A 12,417-nucleotide genomic window follows, 5' to 3' on the forward strand; every position below is an offset into this window, starting at 1 on the left:
ATGTCCGCCCCGGTCCTTCTCGTCATCGCCCACGGCAGCCGCGACCCGCGGCACGCGGCAACCGTGCACGCGCTCACCGCGCGGGTACGGTCGCTGCGGCCGGGGCAGCGCGTGGAGACCGGTTTCCTGGATTTCAACGCGCCGTCGATACCAAGGGTGTTGGAGCGCCTGGCCGCAGAAGGCGCGGGGGACGTCATCGCGCTCCCCCTGCTGCTCACCCGGGCCTTCCATGCCAAGTCCGACATCCCCACGGTGCTGCACGAGGCCCGGACCGTACTGCCTCGGCTGCGCATCCGGCAGGCCGAGGTGCTCGGCCCGTCACCCCTGCTGAATTCGGCATTGGAACGGCGGCTGCACGAAGCCGGGATCCGTCCCGGTGACCGAAGCTCGACCGGGCTCGTCCTGGCCTCGGCGGGCTCCACGGACCCGGAGGCGATCGCAGTGATCGCTGAAATCGCGCGGGAGCTGCGGCACACCGGTTGGTGCGCCGTGCGGCCTGCGTTCGCCTCCGCTGCATCCCCCGCGGGGTTTCCCCGCACCGAGGACGCGGTACAGGCTCTGCGGGCCGAAGGTGTGCGGCGGGTGGCAGTGGCCCTTTACGTCATCGCGCCCGGCCGGCTCCCGGACCGTATCGCCGCGGGCGCGGCCGGGGCGGATGTACTGGCCGATGTCCTGGGCGCTTCAACGGAGTTGGCACGACTGCTGCTGACCCGGTACGACGAGGCCCGCGTCCCGCTCGCACGGCCGGCGTCGCTCAGCGCGTAGAGCTCGGTGCGTAGAGGCCGACGTTCATCAGCCCACGTCCAGGCTGCCCGTGCGGGTCCGCTTGAGTTCGAAGAGGTCCGGATTCCCGGCAAGTACCCGGAAGCTGTCGAAGACCCGCGCCGCCTCCTCGCCACGCGATACGGCCCGCAGGACCGGCCCGGACCAGACCGAGCCGTCGACATGGATCGTGGGCGTACCGACGTAGGCGTCCGCCTCCGGATCCTTGTCGGCGTCGTGGCTGCGTCGCAGTGCCACGTCGTACGTCTCAAGGTGCGCGGCGGCACCCAGCGCGGCGGGCAGACCGAGCTCCGCGAGGGATTCGGCGATCACTTCGTCGAGGTCCTCGTTCTTCTGCTGGTGGATGCGGCTGCCCATCGCGGTGTAGAGATCGCGGAGCACGGCATCACCGTGGTGGGCGGCCGCCGCGACCGCGACCCGCACCGGACCGATCGACTTGTCGACCAGTTCTCGGTACCAGTCGGGGAGTTCATTGCCGATGTTGTGCAGGTAGAGGCTCATGACGTGGAAGCGGAGCTCGATGTCGCGCTGCTGCTCCACCTCCAGCATCCAGCGGGAGGTGATCCAGGCGAACGGGCAGGCCGGGTCGAAGTAGAAATCGACGGCGGTCCTGCCCGTGTCCGGGGTGCGGTGAGGTAGTCATGCGTCGAGCCCAGCCAGGTATTGGCTTACTGATCCGGGTCATTCACCGTCCGGTCAACCGGGCCACTTTCAGGCCCCGGTCCAGTGCGGGTCGCGGCCGCTGTGGGCCAGCGCCCGTTCGAACACCGACGCCGATGCGGGCACCGTCACCTCGTCGGCGAAGCCGTCGTACTGCCGGTAGAGCGCGGCGCTGCCGTCGACGACATCGAGGACATAGGCGGCCGCCGCGTCGGAGAGCCGGACTTCCTCTCCGATGGCGCGGGCCACGTCCCAGGTGTGCAGGGCCGTCTCCTCGATGAGCATCGCGGCGATCTCGGAGGACGGGGAGGTCGAACCCCCGAGGTCGATCTCGCCCTCCCAGACCGCCGGGTCCGACCAGGCGGCGACGGCGCGGTCCAGTTGCGCCGCGTACTTCTGCGCCCAGTCGGCGTCGGCGGTGAAGTCACAGGTGGTGAGCTCGTCGGGAAGGTCCTTGCGCAGGGCGCGGTGCTCCAGGCCGTAGGAGGTGTACAGCACCCAGTGGTTGATGAGTCCGCGCAGGTCCCAGTCGCCGCAGGGTGTGGTGGGTACGTCGAGCTGTTCGGCGCTGATGGAGCGGGCGATACGGGCCGCCTCGCCGGCGACTTCGGTCATGTGAGCGTGCTCGTTCTTCATGCGTCCCAGACTAGGACGGGCCACTGACAACGGTATTGAAGAAAGGCGACGCCGGCCGGACCCGCCGCTTCAGGTGGCGGCGTCGACGAGGGCGACGCCATATCCGGCTCGACCGGGGCGCGCAGCTTGGGCTTCTCCAGGTCGGCGGCGATCGGACGAGCCATCTCGTCGGCCCCCAGCGGGGCATAACTACCGGGCCAATAACTTGTTTTGGCGAACATGGGCATGATTGAGCGAACGGCGTGACGATCAGTGGCAGCGCCCGACGGGGTGTGCGTAATGTGTGTGACGCGATCTGGGACGCCGGGTGTGGCGTCAGCAGTCGGGGCCCCCGTATCACCGGAGTGATGGTTCGGGGCCTCCCCGTCGCCTTTGGCCACACCCACATGGCCAGGTCGTAGGGATTCCGCCCGCCTGGGACGGACCGCATACGTGATATGCGTCGCCGCCCAGGACGAGAAAGCGGAGAACCAGCGCGCCCAACACCGTTCGGGGCGCGCCGGTGAGACAGGGCCCACTCCTGCTCACTGCCCACGGTAAGGTCCGGTACATCGGTCTGGACACCCTCACCGCCGACCAGCTGGAGCAGGCTCTCTCCCTGACCGGGATCGCCTCGGTGCAGAACCGCTTCAATCTCCTCGACCGTTCGTCGGACGCGGTACTGAAGGTGTGCGAGGCCCACCACCTGGCTTTTCTGCCCTGGTTCCCACTGGCCAACGGTGCTCTGACCGGCGAGGCAGCTGCGGCGCTCGCCGGTGTCGCCGATCGGCACGATGCCACCCGTGGGCAGATCGCCCTCGCCTGGCTGCTGCATCGCTCCCCTGTGCTGTGCCCGACTCCGGGCACCGGTTCGCCCGTCCATCTGGCGGAGAACCTGGGGGCGCGGGAGATCCGGCTGTCCGCCGAGGACATGAGCTGCCTGGAGGCGCTCGCACCCGCATGAAGGAGTACCGGCACGTGACCACACGTACCACCGCCGCTGTTCCCGCCCCAGGCGGTGCTTCCGGTTCCCCCGCCGCTGTCCCGGCGATCCGGGCCGAGGGTGTGTTGCTCGTCGATGCTGCTACGGGGCGGCCGGTGTGTGGCATCGGGTCCGGCCGACGAGGTACTGACCACCGATCAGGTCGGCGGCTGCTTCGGACATCCGGTGCGGATCTGTCGTACGGACGGCCGGTGGACGGCGCGGGCGCAGCGCGTCACCCGTCGCTGAACGGGTTCATCCGTCGGCGGCGGGACCGGCGTTCGCGGCGTCGCTGAACGGCGTGGCCTGGTGGAAGTAGAGCACCCAGCCCGCGCCGTTCAGTCGCCACAGCGAACTGCGGTGGGCGAGGTGCCCCTTCGTCTCGGTGTCGTAGGTGAGGTGGACGAGTTGGTCGTCCAGCTGGACTCCGCGCATCCGGGACGCGGTGAGCGGGCCGGGGTGCGGGGCGTTCTCGGCGGTGAGCGAGGCGATCATGGTGTCGCGGTCCCAGACCCGGCCTGCGGAGTCGATCTCGCGGTACTCGGGGTGCAGCACCTGGGAGAGAAGTTCGGCGGAGGCGCGTACCACCGGGTCGAGGAGGCGAAGCTCGCCCTCCACCGCTGCGGCCACGCCGGGGGACGGTTCGCTCATGTGCGGGCTCCGTCGTTTGCGGTACCCGTCGGCGCGGTCATCTCCACCAGCCTGACCACGGTGTTCCAGTTGCGCGAGGTGGCGATGACACCCTTGGTGAGGGACGGCCGGGAGAGGGCATCGGCGAGTCTGGAACGGCCCAGTCCGTCGGGGGCATAGAGGTAGAGCGCGCGGTCGCCGAGCCGGAACTCCTCGGGGAGGAAGGCCGCCGGGTCGATCCCGGCGAAGCGGCCGGCGTCGACCGGCTGCCCGTAGTAGGTGATGTGCAGCTGCTTGCCTTCGAGTTCGGTGGCCGGGAACGGGCAGGCCGCGGCAACTGTCGCGAGGTAGGCGCCGTCCCGGACCAGGCAGGGGACGGGGAAGCCGAACCGCTTCTCGATGGCCCGCTCCAACTCGGCGGCGAGTGCGTTCTCGTCGTCCGACGCGCTGCTGAAGACGGCGTTGCCGCTCTGCAGGTGGGTACGGACGTCCCCGTGGCCGAGTTCGCTGAGCAGCGTGCGGAGCTCGGCCATCGGAACCTTCTTGTGGCCGCTCACATTGATCCCGCGCAACAGCGCCGCGTACATCGTCATGGGCACACCATAGGACGATCCGTCCACGCGGTGCGGCCGCCGCGCCCCGTGGGGGAGGGCGCGGCGGCCGCCGATTGCGTTGCGTCGGGCGTCTGCCGCCCGGTCACGGCTGCGGGGGCCGGTTACTCAACGACCTTCAGCAGCTTGTTCGGCGTGCCCTCGGTCGCATGGGAGATCACGTCGGGGGTGGCTCCTTCGGTCAGTGCCGTGGCGACCTCCGCCGGGGTGGTGTCCGGGTGTCCCGAGAGGTAGACGGCGGCGGCACCGACGACGTGCGGGGTCGCCATGGACGTACCGGAGATGGTGTTGGAGCCGTCGTCGCTGTCGTTCCAGGCGGTCGCCGCGTCAGCACCGTAGACGGTGCCCGTCGCGGGAGCCGGCGCGGCTCCGGCGAGGGAGGTGCCCGGCCAGCCGCACCCAAGTCGGGCACGGTCGAGGCAACATCCGTCACACGTACGGGGCTTGCCGCTCCCGCAGCGGCGACCCGCGCACTTCGCAAGAGGGAAGACGGACCCCGCCGGCTCGCCCGGGTGGACGAGGAGACGGCTTGATTCCGCCCCCGCCCGTCAGGTGGGCAGTTCGGCCTCGATGAGGTCGGCCGCCCTCTTCGTGCCGCCCTCCCCCGCCATCCGCTCCCGCACGGCCGCGGCCCTCTTCGCCACCTCGGGGTCACCCACCAGGCCGAGCACGGCCGCCCGCAGCGACTCGGGGGTCACCTCCGCCATCGGGAGATGGTGGGCGACGCCGAGCGCCTGGAGCATGTCGGCGTTGCCGAACTGGTCGACGGCCTGCGGCACGGCGACCATCGGGGTGGCGGTGGCGAGCCCCTCCTGACTGCCCCCGGCACCCGCGTGGGTGATGAAGGCGTCCGCCTGCTTCAGCACCGAGAGCTGCGGCACCCAGGAATGCACCTCCACATTGGCCGGTACGTCGCCGAGTTCGGCGGCGTCGACCCAGGCGCCGACCTGGAGCACGACGTGCCAGCCGGGCAGAGAGCCGAAGGCCGTGACGCAGTCGCGGTAGAAACCGGGCTGGTTGGTGAAGGTCGAGCCGAGCGAGACCAGCAGCACCTTCTCGGCACTCTCGGGGCGCTGCCACTCCCCCTGGTCAGCGCGGTCGCCCTGGCAGGCACCCACGAAGGTGTGGACCGCCTTGTCGACACGGTCGGCGTTCGGCTGGAGCACCTCGGGGATCAGGACGACCGACCGCGACGGCCGGCCGACGAACGGGTCCGGGTGCTGGTCGATCCCGTTCTCGGTGAGCCAGTCCTGGAAGCGCCGGTAGTACGCCTGCCCGCGCTCGGACCGCTTCAGCTCGGCGGTCATCGGCTCGCCGACCTCCTCCTCGTATCCGTCCCAGGCGACCAGGTTGGGCGAGAGGGATACGGCGGGCACACCCCAGCGGTGGGCGAGGACCCGCGCCGGGTAGGAGGTGATGTCGTGCAGGACGAGGTCGGGCTCGTCCCCGTCGAAGGCCTTGATGAGCTGAGGCAGGGCCTGGACTGCGTCGTCGAGGAAGGGTTCGAGGTTGTCGATGAGTTCGGCGCCCCAGGCGTCCGGGGCCTCTTCGGTCGGCAGCACCGAGGTGTAGAGCACCGGTTCGGCGCCGGTGGCGGCGACCTTCTCGGCGAACGACGCCGGGATGGCGTAACTGACGCGGTGCCCACGGGCGACGAGCTCCCGGATGACTTCCAGGCTCGGGTTCACGTGCCCGTGGGCGGCGATGGAGAACATGGCGATATGGGCGCGCTCGGTATTCGGCATGCCCTCACCGTAGTCGAGACGAGACGTCTCGTGCATTTGATTTTCGGGATACCTCAGCGCTGATAGCGGGCCAGCACCCTGTTCCCGTCGTCGACCAGACGTTTCCTCAGCTCTTCCGCGCCGATCGCCCCGCTGTAGTACTCCTGGAGGGCGGGTGTGGCGACCTTGTCCTTCCATTCCGGGTAGCCGCGGACCGACTGGGCGGGCGCCGGCCGCAGCGCCTTCGCCACGGCGACCCCGGTCGACCAGCCGTCCTTGTCGGTGTGCAGGGCCGAGTCCGCGAGGGCCGCGGTGCCGGTCGGAAGCATCCAGTCGCCCTTGGCCAGGCGCACCATGTTCTGCGGCCGGAGCAGGAAGTCGATGAACTGCGCGGCCTCCTTCTTGTGCGGACTGGCCTCCGAGACGGAGAGGGTCTGCGGACTCACCCCCTGGGCGAGGCCCCCGCTGCCGGCCGGGGCGGGCAGGACCGTCCACTCGAAGCCCTCGGGGGCCTGCTCGACGACTTGTTGGCGGTACGAGAACCCGAGCGGAACCATCGCGTACTTGCCGCCGAAGAATCCGGGGAGGGTGTCGGAGCCGCCCATGCCGAGCGCGGTGCGGGCTGCGCTGTGATCGATGTCGACCTGGTCGTGAATGGTGCCGGGGACGACCTGGTCACCCTCGCCCGCGCGGATGGTCACCTTGCCGTCGGCGCCCGGGTGGAAGAGCCGGCCGCCGGCGGAGAGGCCGAGGTTGAGGGTGACGGAGACGGGCTCCTTGAGCGGCCAGGCGACGCCGTATCGCCCCTTGCCCGTCAGCTCCTTGGTGATCTGCCGGAACTCGGTCCAGCTCCAGGGGTTGCCGGGGGTCGGGATACGGACCCCCGACTCCTCGAGGATCTTGGTGTTGGCGATCAGGACACGGGGCTCCTGGAGGAACGGCACTCCGTAGACGCCGTCGCCGAAGGTGGTCGTCCGCCAGCTCTGTTGCGGGATGTCGGCGGTCAGCCGGTCCGGCAGGAGCGTCCGCAGATCGGCGAGGTAGCCACCGTACGCGAAGTCGGCGAGGTCGTCGGAGGCGTCATGGATGACATCCGGCGCCTCGTCGCCCTCGAAGGAGGTGAGCAGCTGGTCATGGACGGTGTCCCAGCTGCCCTGGACGTAGTTGACATGGATGTCGGGGTGGGTTTCGTTCCACTCCTTCACCAGTTGCCTGTTGGCGTCGACGGACTCCTTCTGCCAGGCCAGCGACTGGAAGCTGAGCTCGGTCCGCCCGTTGTCCTCCCTACCGCCGCCCATCCCCGCGCAGCCGGTGAGCAGCAGGGTCAGCACGGTGGCCACCGCACCGGCCGCCGTCCGCAGTTCACGCATCAGCTCTTCACCGCCCCGGCCAGCATGGAGCCCGTGATCCGCCGCTGGATGACCGCGAAGATGACCAGCGAAGGAAGGGTCGCGAGGAAAGCGGCGGCGGCGAGCGGCCCGAGATCGGCCGCGCCCTCCGCGCCGATGAAGTGGGTCAGTACGACCGGCAAGGTCTGCTTCTCCGGTGTCTTGAGCAGGACGAGTGCGAAGAAGAACTCGTTCCATGCGGTAATGAACGCGAAGAGTGCGGTGGCGACGATGCCGGGGGCCAGCAGCGGGGCGGTGACCGAGACGAGCGTCCGCAGCCGGCCCGCGCCGTCGACCGAGGCGGCCTCTTCGACCTCGGCGGGCACGGCCCGTACGTACCCCACCAGCATCCACAGCGCGAAGGGCAGCGCCCAGACGACGTACACCATGATCAGCCCCCACAGGGTGTTGATCAGATGAAGATTCTTCAGGACCAGGAAGAGCGGAATGATCAGCAGGACGAACGGGAACGCCTGGCTGACCACGACCCATCCGGTGGTGGCCGTCGAGAGCCTGGAGCGGTGGCGGGCCATGACATAGGCCATGGGCGTGGCGATGAGCACCGCGACGATGGCGGCGCAGAGCGCGGCAATCAGCGAATTGGCGGCGGCCTGGAGCAGCGGCTGTTCGTCGAATGCCTTGCGGAAGTTGTCCAGCGTCGGATGCTCGGGGATCCAGGTCGGGTGCAGGGAACCCAGTTCGCGCGCCGGTTTGAAGGCGGTGGAGATCAACCACAGGAACGGGAACGCCAGAAAGACGAGATAACCGAGCAGCGCGACGTACTGTCCGGCGCGTGCGGATCTGCTGGTACGCAGGCTCACCGGTCCTCGCCTCCCCTGAGCCGGCCGACGAGATACACCGCGAGGATCACGGAGATCACCGCGACCATCACACAGCCCATCGCCGCGGCGTAGCCGAACTGTCCGTAGCGGAAGGCCTCTTCGTACGCGAAGAGCATCGGCAGCCGGGTGCGGCCGCCGGGTCCTCCGTTGGTCAGTACGTAGACCAGGGCGAAGGAGTTGAAGTTCCAGATGAAGTTGAGCGCGGTGATGGAGAGCGCGACCGGTCTGAGCACGGGCCAGGTGACTGTGCGGAACCGGCGCCAGGCACCTGCGCCGTCCAGGGCGGCCGCCTCGTGGAGTTCGTGCGGGGTGTTCTGCAGTCCGGCCAGGAGGGCGACGGTGGTCTGGGGCATGCCGGCCCAGACGCCCACGACGATCACGGCGGGCAGGGCGGTGGCGAGCCCGGTGAGCCAGTCCCGGCCGTCGCCGAGGCCGAGATCGCGGATCGTCTCGTTGAGGATGCCCGCGTCCGGGTTGTAGACGAGCCGCCACATGATGCCGACGACCACCTCGGGCATCGCCCACGGAATGATCGCCAGCGCCCGCGCCAGCCAGCGCATGCGCAGATTCTGGTTGAGCAGCAGGGCGAGGCCGAGCGCCAGTACGAACTGCGGGACGGTGACGCCGACCGCCCACAGCAGACCGATCCGGAACGAGTCCCAGAACAGGGCGTCGTGGAGCAGGTCCTGGAAATTCAGCCCGCCGACCCACTGGGTGGAGCGGGTGCGGCCGGACTGGGCATCGGTGAAGGCCAGCGCGATGCCGTAGAGGAGCGGGCCGACACTGAGGATCAGGATCGGGATCAGCGCGGGCAGTACCAGGAACCAGGTGCCGGCGTTCCGGTTGACCGGCCGGGTCTGCTTGTCGTGCGGGTTGCCGGGCGGACCGTGCCTTCCGGATCGTACGGTTGCACTCGCTAATGTCATAAATTCGCCCCCTTGCGTCATTCGATCGGTTTCATACCGTTCTGGCCGCTCAGGTGGCCCTCGTCATCGTGCTGACGGTCCGTCGGTTCGTCAAGGCAACCTGCACGGATGCGAAAATCGGAGCCATGAACGAGATGCGTGCGCGCGAGGTGCTGACCGCTGCCGGACTGTCCGGCGGTGCGGAGTTGCTCGCGCTGGGTGAGAACGCGGTATTCGCCGTGGACGACCTGGTGGTCAAGGTCGGCCGGGACGCCGTACAGAACCCGGAACTGCGGGACCGGGCCGAGCGCGAGGTGGCCGTCGCTCAGTGGCTGGCCGCCTCCGGTGTCCCCGCCGTACGGGTCGCCGAGCCCGGGGCGCGGCTGGTGGAGGGCCACCCGGTGACGCTCTGGCACCGGCTGCCCGACGCCGTACGCCCTGCCGAGCCGCAGGATCTGGCGCGGCTGCTCACCCTGGTCCACGCGCTGCCCGCCCCGGACGGTTTCGCCCTTCCGCGCCGTGAGCTGCTGGGCGGGGTCGAGCGCTGGCTGCGGCTCGCGGGCGATGCGATCGACCCGGCCGACGCCGACTATCTGCGTGAGCGCCGCGACGGCTTCGCGGCGGCTGCGGCCGCGCTGATCCCCCATCTGCCGCCCGGGCCGATCCATGGCGACGCCCTCCCGCGCAATGTCCATGTCGGTCCGAACGGGCCGGTGCTGGTCGATCTGGAGACCTTCTCCGCAGATCTGCGCGAGCACGACCTGGTGGTGCCGGCGCTGTCCCGGGACCGGTACGGGCTGGCGGTCGAGGCGTACGACGCCTTCACCGCCGCGTACGGCTGGGACGTCCGCGAATGGGACGGCTGCGCGGTGCTGCGCGGGGCGCGGGAGACGGCCAGCTGCGCGTGGGTGTCCCAGCACGCGCCGACCAATCCGAAAGCGCTCGCGGAGTTCCGCCGCCGGGTGGCGTCGCTGCGCGACGGCGACCCGGCGGTGCGGTGGTATCCGTTCTAGGACTCGACTGACCGGGGCCGTCCGGTGGCCGCTGCGTCCTCAAGCGCCGGACGGGCTCAACGGATGTCCGCAAGCGCCGGACGGACTTGATATTCCCCCGACGTCGCCGTAGACGCGCGCGCCGGACGGACTCGAATTCTCAGCCGGTCACCCGGGCCGGCTCCCGCAGCGGCCAGTGGCCGTCGATCACCGCGTCCGCCGTGCCCTTGCGGCGCAGGAACTGCTGGAAGTCCGCAGCCCATTGCGCGTACCACTCCACCTGGCGCTCATGGAGCTCGGCGGCGGTCAGCTCGGCCACCGAGCCGTGCCGCTCGGCTATCGCGTACGCCACCCGGACCGCGGCCAGCGCATCCGCCCCCGCGTCATGGGCGCCGCCGTGCACCACGCCGTACTCGACACAGACCGCTTCGAGGGTGCGCTTGCCCTTGCGGTAGCGGTCGACGGCCCGGTCGATGGTGTACGGGTCGACAACCGGCCCGATACCGGCCCCGTCGAGCCGCTCGCTCAGTGACGGAAGCCCGTGCCGCCGCAATTCCGCCGTCAGCAGCGTCAGGTCGAAAGCCGCGTTGTACGCGACGACCGGAACCCCCTGGCGCCAGTAGCCGGTGAGTGTCTCGGCGATCTCGTCGGCCACCTCGCGCACCGGTCGGCCCTCCGCCGCCGCCCGCTCGCTGCTGATGCCGTGGATCGCCGAGGCCTGTGCCGGAATCCGGATGCCCGGATCCGCCAGCCAGGTGCGCTGCCGCACCGGCTCCCCGTCCCTGCCGCCGACGCCGACGACCGCGGCTGTCACGATCCGGGCCTCCAGCGGTTCCGTGCCCGTCGTCTCCAGGTCGAAGCCGACCAGCGCCTCCCGGTGCCAGCTCATCCCGTACCTCCTTCGTGGTGCTCTCCCCCAGGTGATGACCACCCTCGCATGCACCACTGACAACGGACGGACAACCCCTCGGGAACAGCCCCTCAGGAGACGGGCCGGGAGTCCGTCCACACGGACTCGAATTCCTCGCGGTACGTCTCGAACAACCCGTGCTCGTTGTCCTGACCCGCCCGGACCACCGCGCGGCCGCCGCCTCGCAGCACCAGCACGGGCGCCTCCATGCCGCGTGCGCGCCGCAGATACGGCTGGACGACCCCGACCGCGTCCGTCCCGTCGCCGTCCACCAGATAGGCCGTGAAGCGCGGCGTCTCGTCGAAGACATGGATCTCGAAGGCGCCCGGATCGCGGAGCTTGGAGCGGACCCGGCGCATATGGAGGATGTTCATCTCCACCGACCGGCTCAGCTCGCCCTTCTTGATACCCAGCTCCCGCTCCCGGCGCTTGACCGCGCTGCTCGCCGGGTTGATGAAGAGCAGCCGGACCCGGCAGCCCGACTCGGCGAGCCGGATCAGCCTGCGGCCGGAGAAGTTCTGCACGAGCAGGTTGAGTCCTATGCCGATCGCGTCGAGCCGGCGCGAACCCCCGAAGAGATCCTCGGCGGGCAGCTGGCGCTGGAGCCGCACCCGGTCGGAATGGACGGAGACCACGTCCGCGTACCGGTCGCCGACCAGCTCCTCGACGGCGTCGACCGGGAGCCGGTCGGCCGACGGGACCGCGGCGCCACTGCCCAGGATCTCCAGGAGCCGGGCCGAGGCGCGCTCGGCCTGAGCGAGGACCGCCTCGTTCAGGGCGCGGTTGCGGGAGACCACGTTGCGGGCGACCTCCAGCTCGTCGAGCGCCAGCTCCACCTCGCGCCGGTCGTCGAAGTACGGCTCGAAGCACGGCCAGTGCTGGACCATCAGCTCACGCAGCTGCGGCAGCGTGAGGAAGCTGAGAACGTTGTCGTCGGCCGGGTCCAGCAGATAGCCCTTGCGGCGGGAGACCTCACGTACGGCGACGGCGCGCTGCACCCACTCCTGCCCGGCGGGTCCGGCGGCGGCCACCACCCAGTCCTCGCCGTGGACCGGCTCGTAGATGGGCCGGAGCACCGCGGCAACCACGGCGCGCAGCCGCTGCTCCACGAGATTCAGCCAGATATAGGCACGCCCGGCCCGCTGGGCGCGCGTGCGCACCTCGCTCCAGGCGTCCGCTCCCCAGTCCAGTTCCGCGCCGATCTCCATGGGCTGCGCAAGTGAGACCGCCCCGGGCGGGGCATCGGTTGAGTCCCCCTCGTGACCTGTGTCACCTGGGGGCAGCTCGAACCCTCCCGAGCTCACCCGCGCACCGCCTTCCACTCCCCCACCAACGATCAAGGAAGGGTACTCCGCGAGCGGGATCCGGTGCAGCC

General features: G+C 70.0%; 12 protein-coding genes and 2 pseudogenes. 3 read left to right on the forward strand and 11 right to left on the reverse strand.

Annotation, left to right across the window (positions count from 1 at the left end):
• Positions 1–765 (forward strand): sirohydrochlorin chelatase, encoded by a 765-nt coding sequence (locus OG953_RS10080; RefSeq protein ID WP_405683567.1) that lies wholly within the window; start codon positions 1–3, stop codon positions 763–765.
• A gap of 27 nt (positions 766–792) precedes the next feature.
• On the opposite strand, the pseudogene OG953_RS10085 reads toward OG953_RS10080, so the two are convergent.
• Positions 793–1,407 (reverse strand): annotated as a pseudogene (locus tag OG953_RS10085) (DsbA family protein); the annotation flags it as partial.
• An 87-nt stretch (positions 1,408–1,494) separates the two neighbouring features.
• The gene (locus OG953_RS10090; RefSeq protein ID WP_405683568.1) at positions 1,495–2,079 is read right to left on the reverse strand and encodes a TIGR03086 family metal-binding protein; all 585 of its coding nucleotides are present in this window, start codon (positions 2,077–2,079) and stop codon (positions 1,495–1,497) included.
• A 502-nt stretch (positions 2,080–2,581) separates the two neighbouring features.
• Between OG953_RS10090 and OG953_RS10095 the strand changes: the two genes are divergently transcribed.
• Positions 2,582–3,022 carry an aldo/keto reductase gene (locus OG953_RS10095; RefSeq protein WP_405683570.1) on the forward strand — a complete coding sequence of 147 codons (441 nt, stop codon included), beginning with the start codon at positions 2,582–2,584 and terminating at the stop codon, positions 3,020–3,022.
• Between the two features lie 273 nt (positions 3,023–3,295).
• Here OG953_RS10095 and OG953_RS10100 read toward each other — a convergent pair whose 3' ends face one another.
• The 7 genes and pseudogenes from OG953_RS10100 to OG953_RS10130 all read right to left on the reverse strand — a co-directional run bounded on the left by OG953_RS10100 (position 3,296) and on the right by OG953_RS10130 (position 9,161).
• The gene (locus tag OG953_RS10100; protein ID WP_405683572.1) at positions 3,296–3,691 is read right to left on the reverse strand and encodes a DUF4440 domain-containing protein; all 396 of its coding nucleotides are present in this window, start codon (positions 3,689–3,691) and stop codon (positions 3,296–3,298) included.
• Entirely contained in the window at positions 3,688–4,263 is a 576-nt protein-coding gene (locus tag OG953_RS10105) for a DUF1697 domain-containing protein (RefSeq protein ID WP_405683574.1), read from the reverse strand. Before OG953_RS10105 ends, OG953_RS10100 begins: the two co-directional genes overlap by 4 nt.
• A gap of 122 nt (positions 4,264–4,385) precedes the next feature.
• Positions 4,386–4,601 (reverse strand): annotated as a pseudogene (locus tag OG953_RS10110) (S8 family serine peptidase); the annotation flags it as partial.
• Between the two features lie 228 nt (positions 4,602–4,829).
• Complete coding sequence (gene mgt / locus OG953_RS10115; RefSeq protein ID WP_405683576.1) at positions 4,830–6,062, reverse strand: macrolide-inactivating glycosyltransferase; 1,233 nt, start codon at positions 6,060–6,062, stop codon at positions 4,830–4,832.
• Positions 6,063–6,079: 17 nt separating this feature from the next.
• A complete protein-coding gene (locus tag OG953_RS10120; RefSeq protein WP_405683578.1) occupies positions 6,080–7,375 on the reverse strand; it encodes an ABC transporter substrate-binding protein in 1,296 nt (431 codons plus the stop codon).
• Positions 7,375–8,214: a carbohydrate ABC transporter permease gene (locus tag OG953_RS10125; RefSeq protein ID WP_405683580.1), complete on the reverse strand. Its 840-nt coding sequence runs from the start codon at positions 8,212–8,214 to the stop codon at positions 7,375–7,377. The genes OG953_RS10120 and OG953_RS10125 overlap by 1 nt, the downstream gene beginning before the upstream one ends.
• Positions 8,211–9,161 carry a carbohydrate ABC transporter permease gene (locus tag OG953_RS10130; protein ID WP_405683581.1) on the reverse strand — a complete coding sequence of 317 codons (951 nt, stop codon included), beginning with the start codon at positions 9,159–9,161 and terminating at the stop codon, positions 8,211–8,213. Before OG953_RS10130 ends, OG953_RS10125 begins: the two co-directional genes overlap by 4 nt.
• 125 nt (positions 9,162–9,286) lie before the next feature.
• On the opposite strand from OG953_RS10130, the gene OG953_RS10135 reads away from it, so the two are divergent.
• Positions 9,287–10,153, forward strand: a complete 867-nt coding sequence (locus OG953_RS10135) for a phosphotransferase enzyme family protein (RefSeq protein ID WP_405683583.1) — start codon at positions 9,287–9,289, stop codon at positions 10,151–10,153.
• Positions 10,154–10,292: 139 nt separating this feature from the next.
• Here OG953_RS10135 and OG953_RS10140 read toward each other — a convergent pair whose 3' ends face one another.
• Both OG953_RS10140 and OG953_RS10145 read right to left on the reverse strand, forming a co-directional pair.
• Positions 10,293–11,021 (reverse strand): 3'-5' exonuclease, encoded by a 729-nt coding sequence (locus OG953_RS10140; protein ID WP_405683585.1) that lies wholly within the window; start codon positions 11,019–11,021, stop codon positions 10,293–10,295.
• 92 nt (positions 11,022–11,113) lie between these two features.
• Positions 11,114–12,346: an SAV2148 family HEPN domain-containing protein gene (locus OG953_RS10145; protein WP_405683587.1), complete on the reverse strand. Its 1,233-nt coding sequence runs from the start codon at positions 12,344–12,346 to the stop codon at positions 11,114–11,116.
• Between the last annotated feature and the right edge of the window lie 71 nt (positions 12,347–12,417).

The organism is Streptomyces sp. NBC_00057 (genome assembly GCF_045041165.1).
Classification (GTDB): Bacteria; Actinomycetota; Actinomycetes; order Streptomycetales; family Streptomycetaceae; genus Streptomyces.